The organism is Geobacillus thermopakistaniensis, assembly GCF_000498995.1.
GTDB lineage: Bacteria > Bacillota > Bacilli > Bacillales > Anoxybacillaceae > Geobacillus > Geobacillus thermoleovorans.
Map to the genome: position 1 here is coordinate 1 of NZ_AYSF01000054.1, position 18568 is coordinate 18568.

20 protein-coding genes and 2 pseudogenes are annotated in these 18568 nt (G+C 54.3%); 6 read left to right on the plus strand and 16 right to left on the minus strand.

Translation table 11 applies throughout. From position 1 onward, the window contains the following. Positions 1–28: 28 nt before the first annotated feature. From T260_RS128075 to T260_RS01000000138015, 7 genes and pseudogenes are all read right to left on the minus strand, one after another. A pseudogene (locus tag T260_RS128075) lies at positions 29–556 on the minus strand (peptidoglycan-binding protein); the annotation flags it as partial. A gap of 90 nt (positions 557–646) precedes the next feature. After that, on the minus strand, positions 647–1324 hold the full coding sequence (gene prsW / locus T260_RS128070) for a glutamic-type intramembrane protease PrsW (protein ID WP_012820744.1): 678 nt from the start codon (positions 1322–1324) through the stop codon (positions 647–649). An 88-nt stretch (positions 1325–1412) separates the two neighbouring features. Continuing rightward, positions 1413–2384, minus strand: a complete 972-nt coding sequence (locus T260_RS128065; RefSeq protein WP_011231717.1) for an asparaginase — start codon at positions 2382–2384, stop codon at positions 1413–1415. Positions 2385–2602: 218 nt separating this feature from the next. Continuing rightward, complete coding sequence (locus tag T260_RS128060) at positions 2603–3595, minus strand: YpdA family putative bacillithiol disulfide reductase (protein WP_011231718.1); 993 nt, start codon at positions 3593–3595, stop codon at positions 2603–2605. 89 nt (positions 3596–3684) lie between these two features. Continuing rightward, complete coding sequence (locus T260_RS128055) at positions 3685–4956, minus strand: Glu/Leu/Phe/Val family dehydrogenase (RefSeq protein WP_011231719.1); 1272 nt, start codon at positions 4954–4956, stop codon at positions 3685–3687. 160 nt (positions 4957–5116) lie between these two features. Beyond that, positions 5117–5707, minus strand: coding sequence for a genetic competence negative regulator (locus T260_RS128050; RefSeq protein ID WP_023634076.1), 591 nt, complete (start codon positions 5705–5707; stop codon positions 5117–5119). Positions 5708–5864: 157 nt separating this feature from the next. Further along, positions 5865–6256, minus strand: a pseudogene (locus tag T260_RS01000000138015) (hypothetical protein). A 103-nt stretch (positions 6257–6359) separates the two neighbouring features. Here T260_RS01000000138015 and T260_RS128045 point away from each other — a divergent pair. From T260_RS128045 to T260_RS128035, 3 genes are read left to right on the plus strand one after another with little or no spacing between them, the layout of a single operon-like run. Then, positions 6360–6590 carry a spore coat associated protein CotJA gene (locus T260_RS128045; protein WP_014196217.1) on the plus strand — a complete coding sequence of 77 codons (231 nt, stop codon included), beginning with the start codon at positions 6360–6362 and terminating at the stop codon, positions 6588–6590. Then, positions 6587–6847 (plus strand): spore coat protein CotJB, encoded by a 261-nt coding sequence (locus tag T260_RS128040; RefSeq protein ID WP_014196218.1) that lies wholly within the window; start codon positions 6587–6589, stop codon positions 6845–6847. The genes T260_RS128045 and T260_RS128040 overlap by 4 nt, the downstream gene beginning before the upstream one ends. Before the next feature lie 34 nt (positions 6848–6881). Then, positions 6882–7451 (plus strand): manganese catalase family protein, encoded by a 570-nt coding sequence (locus T260_RS128035; protein ID WP_011231723.1) that lies wholly within the window; start codon positions 6882–6884, stop codon positions 7449–7451. 25 nt (positions 7452–7476) lie between these two features. Here the strand turns inward: T260_RS128035 and T260_RS128030 are convergent, their stop codons facing one another. The 5 genes from T260_RS128030 to T260_RS128010 form a co-directional block, all read right to left on the minus strand. Next, a complete protein-coding gene (locus T260_RS128030; RefSeq protein ID WP_011231724.1) occupies positions 7477–7923 on the minus strand; it encodes a YpbF family protein in 447 nt (148 codons plus the stop codon). Between the two features lie 98 nt (positions 7924–8021). Next, positions 8022–8552: a LysM peptidoglycan-binding domain-containing protein gene (locus T260_RS128025; RefSeq protein WP_023634077.1), complete on the minus strand. Its 531-nt coding sequence runs from the start codon at positions 8550–8552 to the stop codon at positions 8022–8024. After that, the gene (locus T260_RS128020; protein ID WP_023634078.1) at positions 8549–9133 is read right to left on the minus strand and encodes a CPBP family intramembrane glutamic endopeptidase; all 585 of its coding nucleotides are present in this window, start codon (positions 9131–9133) and stop codon (positions 8549–8551) included. Before T260_RS128020 ends, T260_RS128025 begins: the two co-directional genes overlap by 4 nt. Continuing rightward, positions 9117–10640, minus strand: a complete 1524-nt coding sequence (locus tag T260_RS128015) for a RecQ family ATP-dependent DNA helicase (RefSeq protein ID WP_023634079.1) — start codon at positions 10638–10640, stop codon at positions 9117–9119. Before T260_RS128015 ends, T260_RS128020 begins: the two co-directional genes overlap by 17 nt. Continuing rightward, the gene (locus tag T260_RS128010; protein WP_020278291.1) at positions 10628–11674 is read right to left on the minus strand and encodes a YpbB family protein; all 1047 of its coding nucleotides are present in this window, start codon (positions 11672–11674) and stop codon (positions 10628–10630) included. Before T260_RS128010 ends, T260_RS128015 begins: the two co-directional genes overlap by 13 nt. 254 nt (positions 11675–11928) lie before the next feature. Here T260_RS128010 and T260_RS128005 point away from each other — a divergent pair, with 254 nt between their 5' ends. From T260_RS128005 to serA, 3 genes are all read left to right on the plus strand, one after another. Then, positions 11929–12177 (plus strand): ferredoxin, encoded by a 249-nt coding sequence (locus tag T260_RS128005; protein WP_011231729.1) that lies wholly within the window; start codon positions 11929–11931, stop codon positions 12175–12177. 164 nt (positions 12178–12341) lie between these two features. Next, positions 12342–12845 carry an inorganic diphosphatase gene (locus T260_RS128000; RefSeq protein ID WP_011231730.1) on the plus strand — a complete coding sequence of 168 codons (504 nt, stop codon included), beginning with the start codon at positions 12342–12344 and terminating at the stop codon, positions 12843–12845. A 221-nt stretch (positions 12846–13066) separates the two neighbouring features. Next, positions 13067–14641 carry a phosphoglycerate dehydrogenase gene (gene serA, locus T260_RS127995; RefSeq protein ID WP_012820732.1) on the plus strand — a complete coding sequence of 525 codons (1575 nt, stop codon included), beginning with the start codon at positions 13067–13069 and terminating at the stop codon, positions 14639–14641. 261 nt (positions 14642–14902) lie between these two features. Here the strand turns inward: serA and T260_RS127990 are convergent, their stop codons facing one another. The 4 genes from T260_RS127990 to T260_RS127975 all read right to left on the minus strand — a co-directional run bounded on the left by T260_RS127990 (position 14903) and on the right by T260_RS127975 (position 18471). Continuing rightward, positions 14903–15715 (minus strand): histidinol-phosphatase, encoded by an 813-nt coding sequence (locus tag T260_RS127990; RefSeq protein WP_011231732.1) that lies wholly within the window; start codon positions 15713–15715, stop codon positions 14903–14905. A 308-nt stretch (positions 15716–16023) separates the two neighbouring features. Further along, positions 16024–17118, minus strand: a complete 1095-nt coding sequence (locus tag T260_RS127985) for an RsiX family anti-sigma factor (RefSeq protein WP_011231736.1) — start codon at positions 17116–17118, stop codon at positions 16024–16026. Beyond that, positions 17096–17641, minus strand: a complete 546-nt coding sequence (gene sigX, locus T260_RS127980; RefSeq protein ID WP_011231737.1) for an RNA polymerase sigma factor SigX — start codon at positions 17639–17641, stop codon at positions 17096–17098. Before sigX ends, T260_RS127985 begins: the two co-directional genes overlap by 23 nt. 113 nt (positions 17642–17754) lie before the next feature. Next, positions 17755–18471: an AIR synthase family protein gene (locus tag T260_RS127975; protein WP_014196222.1), complete on the minus strand. Its 717-nt coding sequence runs from the start codon at positions 18469–18471 to the stop codon at positions 17755–17757. Positions 18472–18568: the final 97 nt, after the last annotated feature.

The following is an 18568-nucleotide window of genomic DNA, read 5'->3' on the forward strand; positions in this document are numbered from 1 at the left end:
AGCGTCTCGTTCAAAATCAAGCCGAAAAGGCGGCAACCGCCACTTGTCCGATGTACGGCTCCCCGCGCGCTTCCCCGTAAACGGCGTTTGCCATCAGCCGAATATCGTTTTGCGAAAACCCTTTCGGCACGTTCGACGCCGTCGTTTTCGCTGCCCGCGACGATCCTCCGCCGCGTTTTTTCACCTGCTGGCTGAGCGGAATGCCGCCGTAATGGGTGAAATCGTTTCCTTGGCGGATTTGCTCTTTCACAAACTGCTCGTAATATTTTGAAGCGTTCACAAGCTTCCGTTTCGTCTCCGATCCGGCTAGTCCATCGACCGGCAAGCCGTATTCGTATTGGAAATTGCGCAGCGCCCAATACGTTCGCCAGCCAAACACGCCGTCAATTTTGCCGTTGTAAAACCCAAGGTATTGCAACCGCGCCTGCAGTTCAATGACATCATCGCCAACTGCTCCACGCTGAATCACTTGCGGGGAAAACGCGAAAGCATGGCCTGATGGGTAAATGCACGTCCAAACAGCCAATGCGATGAATAGAACCCATTTTCTTGCCATATGTGAACCTCCCATCAACACTCACCGTTTTTACCCCTATTTTCCTTCCGTTTCCCTTTTTTATGCGAAAAAAAGAAAAAGCCAAAGCTTTTACGCTTGGCTTTTCACAGGCGGCACCGCTTGAGGGCGGGCGTATCCTTTCGCTTGTTTTACTTTGCGCAACGCCGCCCACCATAAGGCGAGCATAAACAACCCCATGTAATAGCCCCATCGCTCTTTGGCGAGCAACAGCCAGTCATAGACGCCATGAAGGAAAAACGGCAACAAAAACGACGCCCATAAATAATAGCGGCGCTTTTTTACGGCAAACTTCGCCTTGCCGAAATAAAACCCCATGATGACGGAAAAGAGCGCATGACTGGACACCGGCAAAAGCGCACGGGCAATGGCCGTCTCCACTCCGTTGGCCAACAAGTACAAAATGTTTTCCAGCGTCGCGAACCCAAGCGAGACGCTGGCGCTGTACACAATGCCGTCATACGGCTCGTCAAATTCGTCGTGGTCATACACAAAAAAATAAACGACAAACCATTTGACAAACTCCTCAAGGAGCGCAGCGGAAAGAAACGCCTCGGCTGCCGGCGACGCGACGATCCCTTCTGCCGCCAGCACGTATTGGATGAACATGATCGGAAACACAAGCAAGACGCCGAACAAAAACATGCGCAACACAAACGAAAGCGGCTCAGCCTCATACTCGTCCTTTAAATAAAAATAACTAAGCAGCGCCACCCCGGGGGCGACGCCGGCGGAAATCAACGAAAACATCCTCGATCCCCGTTTCTTTGGCATTTTTAACTTCATCGTACCACGAAACAGGGGAGAAAAAAAGAGGAATTGCTGGGCCGCTTGTTGCCTAATAAGCGAACAAGCCATCAACGGCGGCGTCGGCAGCAAGAGCGACAGCGAGCTTGATGCGCGCCTTTTTCGCATCGTAGTCGCTGCCAAGAATAACCCCTTTCTTATGCAAATCGTAGGCGCTGCCGGGGTAATCGTACGTTGTATACACCGCCCCTTCCTCGGCGCTCGTCGTCACAACGACTTTGATCCCCGCTTCGATGGCTTTGACGATTTCATCGACCATTTTTGGCGCCACTTGCCCGCGGCCGACCCCTTCGAGCACAATGCCAGCGACGCCGCTTTCTCGAGCCGCTTTAATGAACTTGCCGTCCGCCTCCAAGTAGCATTTCACAATGTCCACCGGCGGAAGCGGGCGCACAAGCTTGTAATATTCGCGTCGGATCGGCTTTTGGTACACGTACACCTCATCGTTGTCAATGATGCCTAAATAGCCGAAGCCGAAAGCGTTGAATCCTTGAATGTTCGAGGCGTGTTCTTTTTTCACGTATTTCGCGGCAAAAATGCGTTCATTGAACACAACGACCGCCCCCGCCCCACGCAACGACTCGGCGCACGCGGCGTAAATGGCATGGCGGATGTTGATGTACACATCGCTGCCCAAATCAGACGGCGCCCGCTGCGAACCGGTGACGACGATCGTCCGCGGGTCATCGATCGTCAAATCAAGGAAATAGGCCGTTTCTTCGAGCGCATCGGTTCCGTGAGTGACGACGATGCCATCAACGGATGGATCGGTGAAATGCGCCTCAATCCGTTTTTTCAGCTCAAGCCAATGCGAAAACGTCAAATGCATGCTTGGCAATTGAAATACGCTTTCCACGATGATTTCAATTTCTTTCGGCAAATGGCACATCGCCGCAAGTTCTTCACCGCTTAGCGCCCCGGCCCGCAGGCGGCCGGAGCGTTCGTTTCGCTTGCTCGCAATCGTGCCGCCGGTTGTCAGGAGCACCACTTTCCGTTTCGTCACGCAAGCCACCCTCGCTTTCTCGCTTTAGCATCATTACACGAATGTTGATTATCCATTATTTTACTAAAAAACAAAGAATGGTATGGCTGAACACACGCTTTTCTGCCTCTTCCCTCGAACAAGAACGCCGGCGGGCAAATGTCATTTGCCCGCAAGGCGTTCATTGTTCGAGGAGGGCATGCCGTCATATGCCCAGTCGATGTATTGGCCAAGAAGCGCTACTGCAGCTGCTTGGCCGACCCCTCCCGTTCGCGCTTGGCGATGCAGGCGGCAATAGCGTCTCCATGGAAGCGGCCGTTTTCGATAAAAATTTCATTCGCATCGTTGCCAGCGGCGATCACCCCGGCGATAAACACCCCCGGCACGTTTGTTTCCATCGTCTCTGAATCATAATGCGGCCGGCCGCTTTCCGGGTCGATCTGCACCCCGATGTTCATCAAGAAGCGATGATCCGGATGGTAGCCGGTCATGGCAAACACAAAGTCGTTTTTGATTGTTTTCGTTTCCCCGTCCACTTCATACACGACCGCATCTTCGGTAATTGCTTTCACATGTGCGCGAAACTCCATGCGGATGACGCCTTTCTTCACAAGAGAGTCAAACTCCGGCAAAATCCACGGCTTAATGCTTTTCGAATACTCGTTGCCGCGATACAGCACTGTCACGCGCGCCCCAGCTTTCACAAGCTCCATCGCCGCGTCGACGCTCGAGTTTTTCCCGCCGATGACAACGCAGTCGGTGTTGAAGTACGGATGCGCTTCTTTAAAGTAATGCATCACTTTCGGCAGCTCTTCCCCCGGCACGTTCATATAGTTTGGATGGTCGTAATAGCCGGTGGCGATGACGACGTACTGCGCGCGGTACGTCCCTTTTGTCGTTTCAATAAGAAATGCTCCATCTTCCTGCGGCTTGACGGTTTTCACTTCTTCAAACGTATTGACGCGCACTTGCTTGCGAACCACGACTTCCCGGTAATAAGCGAGCGCTTGATTTCGCGTCGGCTTCCGGTTTTCCGTGATAAACGGCACGCCGCCGATCTCCAACCGGTCGCTCGTGCTGAAAAACGTCTGATGCGTCGGAAAACGGTAAATCGAATGGACGATGTTTCCTTTCTCGATCACCAGCGGCGAAAATCCGGCGTCTTGCAAAGCAATCGCCGCCGCCAGCCCGCACGGACCGCCGCCGACAATAATGATTTTCTCCTCTTTCATCGTTTTTGCCACCTCGCATGAAGCAAAAAATCCCCTATCTTATGATAGGGGATTTCACCAAAGCTTGCAAACATCGGCGCTTGCTCGCCTCACACCCAGCCGCGGAACCGGCACGCTTCCGCCATTTTGCGGACGCCGACCATGTAGGCGGCAAGGCGCATGTCGACGCGGCGCGTCTGCGCCATTTCATACACGTTGTTGAACGCTTTGACCATCACTTTTTCAAGCCGCTGTTCCACTTCTTCTTCCGTCCAATAGTAACCTTGGTTGTTTTGCACCCATTCGAAGTACGACACAGTCACGCCCCCAGCGCTTGCAAGCACGTCCGGAACGAGCAAAATGCCGCGCTGCGTCAAAATTTCCGTCGCCTCAAGCGTCGTCGGCCCGTTCGCCGCCTCGACGACGATGCTCGCCTTAATGCGCGGAGCGTTTTCGGCCGTAATTTGGTTTTCGATGGCCGCCGGCACCAAAATATCGCAATCGAGCTCAAGCAGCTCTTGATTCGAAATCGTATTTTTAAACAGCTTCGTCACCGTGCCAAAGCTGTCGCGCCGTTCAAGCAAATAGTCGATGTCGAGCCCGTTCGGGTCGTACAGCGCGCCGTACACATCGGAAATGCCGACGACTTTCGCCCCGGCGTCGTGCATAAATTTGGCCAAATAGCTGCCGGCGTTGCCGAACCCTTGAACGACGACGCGCGCTCCCTTGAGCGACAAGCCGCGTTTTTTCGCCGCCTCGCGGATGCAAATGGTCACTCCTTTGGCCGTCGCTGTTTCCCGGCCGTGCGAACCGCCGAGGACAAGCGGCTTCCCGGTGATAAACCCTGGCGAATCAAACTCGCGAATTCGGCTGTACTCATCCATCATCCACGCCATAATTTGCGAGTTCGTAAACACATCCGGCGCCGGAATGTCTTTTGTCGGTCCGACGATTTGGCTGATGGCGCGCACGTAGCCGCGGCTTAGCCGCTCGAGCTCGCGGAACGACATCGTGCGCGGGTCGCAGACGATGCCGCCTTTGCCGCCGCCGTATGGCAAGTCAACGATGCCGCACTTTAAGCTCATCCAAATCGACAGCGCTTTCACTTCTCGTTCCGTCACATCAGGATGGAAACGCACGCCGCCTTTCGTCGGACCGACCGCATCGTTATGCTGCGCGCGGTAGCCGGTAAAAATTTTCACCGACCCGTCGTCCATGCGCACCGGAATGCGGACTGTCAACACGCGGATCGGCTCTTTTAACAGCTCATACACTTCTTCCGGGTAGCCGAGCTTTTCCAACGCTCTATGTATAACAATTTGTGTCGACGCCAGCACGTCGTATTGTTGTTCTTTCTCTTCCGTATGCTTATCGGCTGCCATACGTAAACCTCCTATAAGCTCGCTATAATAATTTGTCGCCTTTCATGTCATAGTATACACCTTCTGTGGCCGGATGCAAAGGAAAAATGGCGAAGCGGCGTCGAACAGTTGGCGCAAAAAAATAGACTCCTTGTCCATTTCAAGGAGCCTTTCTATACCTTTAATTGGCGCGGAAATAACGAACGAGCTGTTCGATCGCGCGGCGTTCAATCAGCCGCTTCCCATATTCTTGCACACGATGTATCGTTATCGTAGCCGGGTTGCCAAACTCGGCCAGCAAGGCGACAAAGTTGTCGAGCGGAATTGGGGGCTCTTCGGGAACATGCAAGTAAAAGCGGCCTTGATAGGAATAAAGCGTGCCGTCGAGGCAGCCGACCGCATGCAGGCGATGAACGAGCTGGATGACATCTTCAAACGTTTGGAATTCGTAAAATATGTCATCGCTCTCATCGAGCGTTACTTGCATTTCGATATAATCGTCGGCGAATTCTTCTTCCATGTCGTCGTAGTCGCCTTCGTTCGTAACGATAACGACCATGCCCTGCGCCGGTAAAGAGTACACTTCGACCGCGATCGATCCGTTCACTTCAAAACCGAGCTCTTCGCTTGCTTCCTCGATCATATCGCGGAACAGCTGATGGACTTTAAACGTATCTTTCCATAAATCGTCTTTCGTCAACCCGCGGTCCAGCAAATCGTCAAACGTCAGGAAAATTTTGATTTTGTTGTGGGTCAAGCGCTCAAGACGCATCGGCACCCCTCCTTACCTACAGAGCCATCTCTTACCGTTATTGTATGACGCAAGCGGCAATTGGTTCGTTTGTTGTTATTAATGAGTTTACATCGTTTTCCCCGTTTTAGACAAGCATTTTTTCTCGGTTGCTCCCCGATCAGCATACTTCCTCCTGTCATGGCCAGCGATGCGGCATCGTCTGGCGGCTTCTCAACGTCATCATACCATAAAAAAAGAAAAAACGAAAAAAAGCGCCGCCAGCCGCCAATGGAACTGAAACGCCCAATAAAAATGGCCGAGCGCCGCCAAGCTGAGCAACCATTGGCCTAAGCGGAGCCGCCGGCCGGACAATAAACGCACCGTCCCGGTTACAGCGATGCTAAGAAGCGCCCCGTTGGCAGCGACGCCGAGCAAAAAACAAGCAAAAGCAAGCCATGTTCGAAACGGGGAAAACAACAGCTGCGTCAAAAACAAGGTTGGGGAAAACGGCTCAAGGGGCGGCAGCCAGCGAAAAAACAAATACGTGCACAAGACAGCGACAAAGGCGATCATCCATAGGCGGCCCATTTTTTCCTCCTTATTATTGCCATGATTCGCCATGACAAACAGGCATGAACGGTACTGCTCTATCATAATATAGACTGAACTTTGCCAAAAAAGGAGGGGTTTCATGTTTACAACGCGCAAACAATATGAGCCGTATACAAGCCCGTTTGACCCATGCCCGCCGATCCGCGTGAAAACATACGTCACCGCACCAAACTTATACGTCGGATTCCAGCCGCCCAACTTGCCGCAATTCCCTCTTCGTGAAGCGTTGATGAAAGGGACGCTTTGGCAAGTGTTTTACGATCCGTACTACAGCCCTTACGAAACAAAGACAAAAGGTGATGGCTCATGAAACAAATGCCAAAGGAGTATTATGAACAGCTTGAAGAGCTGCAAGCCGTCGACTTTGCCCTCGTCGAACTGACACTCTACTTGGACACCCATCCGACCGACTATCAAGCGATTCAACAATTTAACCAACTCGCCAAAAAACGGAAACAGCTGAAAAAACAATTTGAAGCCGCCTATGGTCCGCTTGAACAGTTTGGCCATAGCTATTCCAACTACCCGTGGAACTGGGACGACACGCCATGGCCTTGGCAAGTGTAGCCGATCCATCACGAACGCAAGGGGGGAACGGATCATGTGGATTTATGAAAAAAAATTGCAATACCCGGTCCGCGTCAGCACGTGCAATCCGCGGCTGGCAAAATATTTGATCGAGCAATACGGCGGGGCAGACGGGGAGCTGGCAGCGGCGCTCCGCTACTTAAACCAGCGCTATACGCTGCCGCCGAAAGTCATCGGGCTGCTAAACGACATCGGTACGGAAGAACTCGCCCACCTTGAAATGATCGCAACGATGGTGTACAAACTGACGAAAGACGCGACGCCTGAGCAGCTAAAAGAAGCCGGGCTGGAGCCGCATTACGTCGACCATGAGCGCGCCCTCTTTTACCATAACGCCGCCGGCGTTCCATTCACGGCGACGTACATCCAAGCGAAAGGCGACCCGATCACCGACTTGTATGAGGACATCGCGGCCGAAGAAAAAGCGCGCGCGACATATCAGTGGATCATCAATATGAGCGACGACCCGGATTTAAACGACGGACTCCGCTTTTTGCGCGAGCGGGAAATCATCCATGCCCAACGGTTCCGTGAAGCGGTGGAAATTTTAAAAGAGGAGCGCAACCATAAAAAGGTTTTCTAAGCCAGCAGCTGAGCGGAACCCCCGCTCAACTTTGTTCATAATAAAGATTGATGCCATACTCCCGCTTCATCCATTCAAACAGCCGATGGCGCCCGTTCCACTGTTCTTGGTCCTGCCATAAATCGATGCTTTTTTGAATGATCTCACAGCGGAGGGCGTGAAAATCGTCTTCCGCCTTTTCGCTTTTTCCTTTGTAGTAGACGGCTGCCCAATAAACGGTGCTTAAAAGAAGCAGAATCAACACATGGGCAGGCGCAGCGAAAAACCAGGCGATCCGCTCTCCCCACGTCCCGAAAGCCGCCGCCTTGGCCAAAAGATAAAGCAGGAAAACGGCCAAACCGGAAAACGCGGCCGCCTGCAAGAGCAACGTCCGCTTTTCGAGCCGCTCCCATTTTTTCTTTTTTTCGATGACGGCCATCAACATTTCCTTCGCCACTTCATCGAGGGGAAATTCATCTGGAAAATGGACCATCTCCTCTCCCCCTTGTCCTGTTTTTATTGTCCATCATATGCCGCAGAAGGCAGCATTAGAACAAAGAAAGGGGAGCGGCAGACAATGCTTTGTTTCGCTCAATGGTTTTCGTCAAGCGGAATGCGCAGCGTTTGCCCTGGCTGAAGGCGGCCCGTCGACAAGCCGTTTTCCTTTTTAATGAGATCGATCGCATCAGGCGTGCCGTAATATTTCATGGCGATGCTGTAGAGCGTCTCATTGGCTGCGACGACATGGGTGATGATTTTTCCTTGTTCATCATCGGTCTTCTTTTCCCGGCCGCCGACGCTTCCTCGGTCGGCGGCGCTCTTCTGCTTCGATTTGGCCGCCTGTTCTGTCCTCTTGACTTCGTCGTCTTGAATAATGCGCACCGTCTCGCGGCCGCTTTGATCTTCATGACGAACGACTGTGACCGTGTCGGACCTCGATTGGACATGGTGGATGGCCAGCACGACTGCCGGCAACGCCAAAAACAAGAACACGAGCAGGCGGGCCGGGACGTATTTTCGCTTTTGTTCTTCTTTTTCCCTCCGCCGTTTGATGCGCGAGGACGGCGCGCTCTCATCGATCCGCAAGCGCCGCCCCGCTCGGCGCTCCTGTGTTCCTTTCATCGCTTCACCCCTTCCTCCCGCTGCAGCCGAATATGCAAAGCGAGCACCACATCGATCAAAAAGTGGGCAACAACCGTCACCCATAAACTCCCGGTCTGTTCGTAAAGCGCACCGAGAAACAAACTGATGAGCACAACCATCAGAAACAAAAACCATTTTTCCAAATAGCGCACATGCAGCACAGCAAAAATGACGCTTGCCGCTCCAAGCCCCCAATGCGTCTGCACAACGCCGCGAAACAGCCATTCTTCCGTCACAGCGATGAGCGCACATAAAAAAAAGAGATGCGGAATCGAGCGGCCGCGGAATATTTTTTCGTTCACCCCGCCGTCGTCATGCCAATCATCCGGCAAATAGCGCATGGCCAAAAAATCGACCGCCAGCACGAGCGCCGCCCCGCCCGCTCCGTATAGCAGCACATCGGTGAGATCGAACCGCCAAAGCCGGCGCCACTCCGCCCAATCGAACAAAAAGAGCGAACAGCCGCCGGCGACAAGAAGCAGCAACCCTTGCGTTACATAAAGATGAAAAAGCAGCTCGCGCTCTGTCATCTGCCGGATTTGTTCACTTTGCCGTTTCATTCGTCCGCCCCCCGCCCAAAAGCATGTCCCACAACTCCTCGCGCCAATGGCGAACCGGCGCCTCCTCCGGACGGCGGACGGCTCGTTCATAGCCGTCAAGCGAAAGCCCGCAGCGATCGCAGCAGACATTCTGCTGATCCGTCAGCTCCTCGCCAAACGCGCGGACAAGCGCTTGACGCCGACACGAAGACAAGTGCACCCATTCATCCATTTCCTGCAGTTTTTTCCGCTTCCAACGCCGCCGCGCCTCGATGGCGGCTGCCATCCTGCCGTACAGCCGCTCTTTCGCCTCCGCTGTCAGCCAACCAGGCATCGCCCGTTGTTCCCGTTCTAAAAAATACGCCAACAGCCGCTTTTGTACGTCGGTGAATCCGGCAGCCTCGAGCGTCGCCATCGCCGCTTCCCATCCGGCTCCTTCCGGCAGCCGCCAACACCACTCACGCAGCTCGCGCGGACTTAACAGCTCGGCCTCCGCCACCGCCTGGGCCATGGCCCGGTCGCCGTCCGCATAAAATAACACAGCAAGGCTTGGCGCTCCGTCGCGCCCCGCGCGCCCGATTTCCTGCACGTACGCCTCGAGCTGGGCCGGCATATGAAAATGAAGCACAAATCGGACGTTTTCTTTGTTCACGCCCATGCCGAATGCGCTTGTACAACATACGATGTCAAGCTGACCGTAGACAAATTGCTGCTGCACGAGCAGCCGTTGCTCCCCGTCCATGCCGGCATGGTAATAGGCGACCCGCCCCGCGCCGCACTGTTCGAGCCGGCGCGCCATCTCTTCCGCCCATTGACGGCTCGAAAAATAAATGATTCCCGGGCCTTCGAGACGCTTGGCATAATCGGCCAAGCGCGCCGCTTTGTCCTCCGTTGATGAACAATGCTCCACGCACAAGGCGATGTTCGGACGATCGACGGAATGAATATGGCGGCGGGCGCCATCCATCCCGAGCGTGCGAATAATATCCTCCTGCACCTCGGGCGGCGCCGTCGCCGTCAACGCCAAACACGGCGGGGCCCCGAGCGCGCGCCGGATCTCCCCAAGCTTTAAAAAGTCCGGGCGAAAGTCATATCCCCATTGAGAAATGCAGTGCGCTTCATCGACGACAAAAAGCGAAATGCATACGCGCCGAAGCGCCGTTAAAAATTTTGCCGACTGCAGCATCTCCGGCGACGCGTAAATAAAGCGAAACTCCGCAAGCGAAGCGAGCGCCTGCCATTTTTCTTCGGCATCAAGCAGGCTGTGAAAAGCAATCACTCGCTTTTCCCCGCGCCGGCGCAACTGCTCGACTTGGTCCTCCATGAGCGACACAAGCGGCGAAACGATCAGCACACTGCCTTGAAGCAAATACGCTGGCAGCTGATAGCAAAGCGACTTGCCGCTTCCGGTCGGCAGCATCGCCAGCACGTCGCGCCCAGCAAGCACATCTTCCGCCACTTCCCGCTGACCCGGGCGGAATGAAGCATGTCCGAACTTCATGCGCAGCGTTTTCGTCAACTCGTCCAACGTCCCACTTCCTTTGCCAACACGAGCCGAATTTCGAAATAGCTGACTTTGCCATCAAGCGCCTCGCGAATCTCTTTCAATTTCCTCGTCCTAAGCGCCTGCGCCGCCGCTCGAATGGCCGCCGCCTTTTCATCGTCGACAAACGGGGCGATCGAAAAACCGGACACATTGGCAGCGATTTCGACAACGTGATCCTCAATCGTGCTTCGCTTCAAGCGGCGAAGATTGGAAATATCTTCTATCGTTTTTCCTTTCCGCAGCCATTCGTACGTTTTTTGCGCCGATTGTGTCAGCACCGCCGGCGCCAGTCCGCTCATCAATTCGGCCATCATCGGAACGCGTCCAGCCTCAGCTTCCGCCATGATGTAATGAAGCACGTTGCGGAATTGAAACTGCACGTAGAGCGCGTCCTTTTGCAAATAGGCCGCGATTTGCTCCATCGTCCAGCCGATGCGGACCGCGCTCGTCAAACGCAGCGTAAAGATCACCGCCGCCTCTTCCGAAACCGCTTCAAGCAGCCGGATGAGCTCTTGATACAGCGTCTCGGCCAACATCTGGCTCGATCCTTTTGCAAGCAAATATTGCTTCACCCATTGAAGCGTCCGCTCGTCGCGGCAAATCGGTGCAAAACGCCGCCCATAGACGAGGTTTGACAATGTCTGCCCGATCAAGGAAAGACGCTGCCAAAACAGCGGTTCCGCCTCATGATAGCGCCAGCCGTTCAGATGGCGGGGGAAAAGCGCTGCTTGCTCGGCAAGCCATTCTTCCCCTGCCGCGGTCAACGTGTATGTCCGCTGTTTCGCGGATAAAGCGAGTCGCTGTTCGACAAGCGCCATTGCCGCTTCCTCGAGCGCCGCCATCGTCACATTCTTCCATGTGCCAAACAGCGGCTCAAGCTGAAACCATTTGCTGTCTTGGAGCGTCTGCGCCGATTTTTTTCCCGAAAATAAATGATACACCGCCGCCAGCGTCCGTTCGCCGTTGAAGCGGCGCAAGCAATGGGCGAGCAAAAATGAGGCATAGCCATGCCGCATCCTGCGTTCCTCCCTCGCCTCTATTGTAGCAAAAATCGCCCAACCGGTCGGCAGAAAAAATCGATCGGTTGACAGTTCCGCCATATGATAACAAAACTAAATAAGATGCATATGTGTAAAAATACAAGAGAGCGATTTTTTTGTTGAAAAGCCGGCCGTACGGTCTTATTATTAAAAGTGAAAAGTTCATTTCCGAGCAGGCAACACGGAGATGGCCCGTCCGTTTCCAATAAACTTGGGGAGGTTCGATTTTTATGCCAAAGTATACGATTGTGGATAAAGAGACTTGCATCGCCTGCGGAGCTTGCGGCGCCGCCGCTCCCGACATTTACGACTACGACGAGGACGGCATTGCCTACGTCACCCTTGATGACAACCAAGGCATCGTCGAAGTGCCGGAGATTTTGATTGACGATATGATGGACGCCTTCGAAGGCTGTCCGACTGAATCGATCAAAGTTGCTGACGAGCCGTTTGACGGCGATCCGAATAAATTCGACTGACATTCCCCCTCTTGCCTTGCCGGCAAGAGGGTTTTTTGATGCAAGCGTGAAATCACAAGTGGCGCATCTTGAACGAACGTGCTACAATAAGATTGGCTTGTCCGCCGCGCCTGCTGGGTGGACAAGTTTTCATGTATACATAACCAACAAAGGAGGAACGGGTTATGGCATTCGAAAATAAAATTGTCGAAGCGTTTATCGAAATTCCAACCGGGAGCCAAAACAAATACGAATTCGACAAAGAACGGGGCATTTTCAAGCTCGACCGCGTCCTATATTCACCGATGTTTTATCCGGCTGAATACGGCTATTTGCAAAATACGTTGGCGCTGGATGGCGACCCGCTCGACATTTTGGTCATCACGACAAACCCGACGTTCCCGGGCTGCGTCATCGACACGCGCGTCATCGGCTATTTGAACATGGTCGACAGCGGCGAAGAAGATGCGAAATTGATCGGCGTTCCGGTCGAAGATCCGCGCTTTGACGAAGTGAGATCGATTGAAGACCTCCCGCAGCACAAACTGAAAGAAATCGCCCACTTCTTTGAACGCTACAAAGACTTGCAAGGGAAACGGACGGAAATCGGCACATGGGAGGGGCCGGAAGCAGCCGCCAAATTGATCGACGAATGCATCGCCCGCTACAACGAACAGAAAAACAAGTAATCCGTCCAACATCTCATTTCACCAGACGCCGTTTTTCTATTTCCGAACAATTTTGCCCATGTCGTTTGATATGGGCGCTTTTCTTTTTCAAACCCCGAACATTCCTGCTCAAAAAAACGTTTTCATTGGTATGACTTCTTTTTCCCCCATTGACAGAAACCGCTTTCGCATGTTAAATTATCAGAAATTTAACATCCTTGAAACAGAAAGGGGCACCCACTGTGTTTCGCGTACTCGTTTCCGACGCCATCAGTGAAGAAGGTTTGGCGCCGCTCTGCGCATCGGCGCAGATCGACATCGTGCAAAAGAAAACAACCGAAGCGGAAGAGGAATTGCACACCTTTGACGCTTTGCTCGTGCGCAGCGCCACCAAAGTGACGGAAGAACTATTGGAAAAAATGCCGAACTTAAAAATTATCGGCCGCGCCGGGGTGGGCGTCGACAACATTGATGTCGATGCAGCGACGAAACGCGGCATCGTCGTCATTAACGCGCCAAACGGCAATACGATTTCGGCCGCTGAGCATACCTTTGCCATGATGGCCGCCCTCGTCCGACGCATCCCGCAGGCGCACATTTCCGTCAAATCGAGGGAGTGGAACCGCTCGGCGTTTGTCGGCAACGAGCTGTTTGGCAAAAAATTGGGCATCATCGGCTTCGGCCGCATCGGCTCGGAAGTCGCCAAACGGGCGCGCGCCTTTGGCATGAGCGTGCACGTGTACGACCCATTTTTAACGAAAGAACGCGCCGAAAAACTCGGCGTCTCGATTCACTCGCTTGACGAAGTGCTGGCCGTGGCTGACATCATCACCGTTCATACGCCGCTCACGAAAGAAACGCGCGGGTTGCTTGGCACGGAAAACTTGGCGAAAACGAAAAAGGGCGTCTATTTGATCAACTGCGCCCGCGGCGGCATCATCGACGAACAGGCGCTCATCCCGTTCTTGGAAAGCGGGCATGTCGCCGGCGTCGCCCTCGACGTCTTTGAACAAGAGCCGCCAGGGGATCATCCGCTTTTAGCGTTTGACAATGTGATCGTCACGCCGCATTTAGGGGCGTCGACCGTCGAAGCGCAGCTGAACGTCGCCACCCAAGTCGCGGAAGAGCTGCTCCACTTTTTTGAAGGGCGGCCCGTCACCTCATCGATCAACTTGCCGGCGTTGTCGAAAGACGTCTATGAAAAAATTCAAGCATTCTATCATTTAGGCCGGAAGCTCGGCTTGATTGCATCGCAGTTTATGAACATCCCGGTGCAAGAGCTGTCGGTCACCTACGCCGGCACGGTCGCTGATCTGGAGACGACGTACATCACCCGCAGCCTGCTCGCCGGCTTCCTGCGGCCGCGCGTCGCCTCAACCGTCAACGAGGTGAACGCCGCCATGGTCGCCAAAGAGCGCGGCATCACATACGGCGAAAAATTTTCCGATGAAACGCACGGCTATGCGAACTGCATTTCGCTCACCGTCCATGGCGAAAACAAAACGTTCACCATCAAAGGGACGCACGTGCCGAACTACGGCGACCGCATCGTCCATTTTGACGGCGTCGCCATCGACTTTGCCCCGGAAGGCCATCTCCTGTATATCCAGCACCAAGACCGGCCGGGGATGATCGGCAAAGTCGGGAACGTGCTTGGGGCGCACGATGTCAACATCGCCACCATGCAAGTCGGCCGCCAAGAAGCGGGGGGCAAGGCGATGATGATCTTATCGCTTGACAAACCGGTTGATGATGAGGTATTGCAGGCGTTGGCGCAAATTGATGACATCGAAACGGTGAAGCGGCTCGAAGCGTAACCACCCGCTTCTGCGGGCAGATCATACAAAAAACGCAGGCCTTCCCAGAAAGGAGCCTGCGTTTTTCGTTCGAGCAAGCCCCACAGCAGCCATTCGCATCGTATAGTTCCCTCTTGCGAAAAGGCGATGATCATGACCCAAAAGGTTGTTTTTCCTTAAACCAAACACAATGCATCGTTTCTTCATGATTGTTTTACGCCTACATACTAAGAAAGGGTGTCCCGATCCTTTTGGGACACCCTCGTGTTTTGTCAGTTCCGTTCAGCCGAGCGGCACCGCCTTCCGCTCCCCTTTCGAGAACGTCATCAGCTCGGTGTAGCCGACACTGCGGGCGAGTTCCACCGCCTTGTCAAAATCGGCGCCGACATGCTCAGGCACGTGCGCGTCGGACGACAACACAATCGGAATGCCTTTGTCATAGCACATTTGGAGCAGGCGCGGATCCGGATACAGTTCGCCAACCGGCTTGCGCAGCCCGGCGGTGCTGATTTCGACGCACGTTTTCGAATTGGCGAGCGCTGTTGTCGCCCGATCGTATTGTTCAAGCAAAAATTCCTCATCTTCCGGGACGTATTTAAAAATTTTCACCAAATCGAGGTGGCCGATAATGTCAAACAAATTCGACTCGGCGAGCGTCACGACTTGATCGAAATATTTGCGGTATGTATCGTACAAATCGCGCCGTTCCCACTCGTGGCGATATTCGGCTAAGTCGATGCCGAAATCGTCGACCCAATGGATCGAACCGATGACATAGTCAAACTCGTATGAGCGGATAAAGGCGGCCATTTCCTCGTGTTTGCCCGGCGTATAATCCATTTCGATCGACATTTTCACATCGAGGCCCGCATCCCACGCTTCGTGGAACAGCCGGACATAATCGTCCATATCGTAGCAGCGGCGCGCGTCGACCCACGGGTTGGACAAAATGTTTTTCGTTTGGTAAAAATGGTACGCGTGCTCGGAAATGCCGAAATGCTGGATGCCTTTTTTGACCGCTGCATCCGTGAACTGGCGCAAATAATCAAGCGTCAACGCCCCTCGTTCCAAATGGTTATGATAATCGGTCAACATCGGTGTTTCTCCTCTCCTGCTGTTTTTCTCATTATAACGCATTACCGCAAGAAAGGACAACCGTTTTGCGAATATTCATCCAATCATCCGTTGGCGCCGACAAGAAACAACAGTCCGACGCATACCGCCACACCAGCCACCGCCAAAAGGCGTCTCATCACATCGCCCATTTCCATCCCTCCTTGCCTATGTCGCACCATATATGTCTTATGTCAAAACGAACGCCGATAGAACGGCCTCGCGTCGACATTACCAAAAATGTAACAAAATGATACCGTCTAAAAACCGCTAAGAGCTCACGCTGGCGGCTACGGGCCGGTTGCCAGCAACGCGGCGTTCGGTCCGGCCGGCACGTTGATCGGCTTCCCAAGCGGATACGGGCCAAGAGTCGATAACCCGCTCGATTCGAATGTGACGTCAAGCAGCCCAAACTCTTTCGCCGTCAGCAGCACGGCCTCCGCCATGCTCGCCGCTTCTTCCGCGCTTGGCCGAGCGGACAAATGAAGCCGGACCGTAGCATGGCGCGCATCGACATCGACCGAATCAACTTCCACCCCTGGTGGAATGGCCGGCTCAAGCCCGTGGATCGTCGATTTTTTCATCTGCTGCAGCGCCTCAGGAAACGAGCGGGCGCTGCCTAGCGCCGGGATGAGCACCGGATAGCCGAAGGAGGAGGAGCGGTTTTGATAATACATTCGCTTCTGCTCATTGATTTTTGTCGTTTTTAGACGACCCAACACTGGCAAATCGAGCCCCTCCTCCTCCCCAGTGAAAAAGCGGATGCTTCGCCCGCCCATCTGCCGCACTGTTTCCATGACCGCGTCGAAAAAAAGGCGTTGTTCCTCATGGCTGGCGGCAAACACGCGATGGCTCGCTGGAACGCGAACAACCCATACGCGCCCATCGCCTGCCGCCGGGGCCATCTTCACACCGTCGAGCCACGCGGACGCCTCACGCAACGGGGAACGGGCAAGCTCACCGAGCGCCGCGGACAGCCGTTCTTTCGGCGCAAAACGGCCAGGAAGGGGAACAACCACTGGCACCACTTGGCCGATTCGCTCATCGGGCAAGGCAATCACCACTGCATTCGCCGGTTCGCTGGCGGCCATCATCGCTTTTGGGTGAGAGGAAGCGCCATCCGCCTCTAGCGTCTGAACAGGGGATGAGGAAGCCTCGTTTTTGTCCGAACGTGTTGGAACGATAAAATGCGGACCGGCATAAACCGCCAATGCAAGCACGGCCGCCGATGCAACCGCTGGGAGCCAACGCCGCTTCCAGCGCGCCATCCGCTGAGCGCGCACCAGCCGGACATACACTTCTTCTTTCGTGCGCCGGTCTTTGATGACGGGCAACTGTTCAAGGCCATGTTCAATGCATCGCTCATTCCAATTGAGCTTTTTCACACCGCCACCCCTCCTGTTTTGCCTCTTCCTCCATATATTGCTTGAGCGCCTTTAGTGCGCGGTGCTGCGTCGTTTTCACTTTACTTTCCGTCCAGCCGAGCGCTTCCGCCGTTTCCGCGATCGACAGCGACTGGATGAATCGAAGGACGAGCACAAGCCGCTGATCAACCGTGCAGCGCGCCAAACCACGGTACATAAGCTGAATTTCCTCTTTTTGAATCGCCATTTCCTCAGGAATCGGCTCGTCGGCGCCGATTTGTTCCTCGCTCCATTCCGCCGAACCAGCCCATTGGCGTCGGCGTTTTTGCTTGCGAAAAAAATCAATGGCCACATGGCGCGCAATGGACAGCAGCCACGTTTTTTCGCTGCACTGCCCTTTAAATCGTTTGTATGAGCGCAGCACTCTGACGTACACTTCCTGAACCAAATCTTCGGCCTGCTCTCGATTCCGCACCATGTAGAATAAAAAATTAAACAAATCATGATGGTACTTTTCATACAACTGTTCAAAGACGGGGTCCATCGCTTCTCTCCCCCTATCTCCTCCATGGACCACGACAAAAAAATCCCATTATCTTCATGATAACGGGTCCGAGCGAAAAAGGGAATGATTTTTTCACCAAAAGCAGCCGGCTTTTACCACTCGACGTGCAGTGGAAAAAAGAGAGAGCCGGCTTGCTTTTTGATTTCACGTTCGCCATCTGGATCATAACTGACAAGCACCGACGTCGCCGGGCCGCCGGAGGAAAAGAGCGGAAGCGGGCATGCGCAGGCCCGCCCTTGGCGGCCGTTAGCGGCTAACAGCTGTGTCCATTCGTAATAAATACCTTTCGAGCCGATGGGAATCAATTCGTAAATGTATGGTGTGCGGAGAAGCGCGGCAAACAGCGGAAGCGGCGCAACCCATTCCGGATGTGAAAGCACGGCCGAGCCGACGAGAGGACGGCCGATGACGGCAAACTTCGCCTCTTCGGGCGTGATGCCGATTCGTTTCCGTTCGTTGGCCACCGTCCCGATGGCCGTCACTCCAAGCGCCGACTGCACGGTGGGAAAATTCGATTCCGTGCTGCCGGTGATCGGGAGATCGATCCCCAGCTCGCGGCACGTTCTCCTGATACCGCAGCAAAGAGCTTCCCACCGGTCATCAGCGATGAAGTTTTGCAGCACGACGACCCTCGCTTCCGCTCCGACGCTCAACAGCTCCATCAAGGCAACGCGGGCGGAAAAATACGCAACAACATCCACCGAGACGGACACCACATCACCCGGCTTGTCCCCGACCGCCGCCGAACCGTCGGCCGCAACGGCGAGCTCCATGCCGTCGGCAAACGGAAGGAAAAGCACATCACGCATGCGGCGCCTCCACCCCCGCTTTCGCCGCCAACCGGACGACAACCGGCATGACGGCCAAAGCGATCAACACGTTGACCGCCGCGGCTGCCGAAAGCGG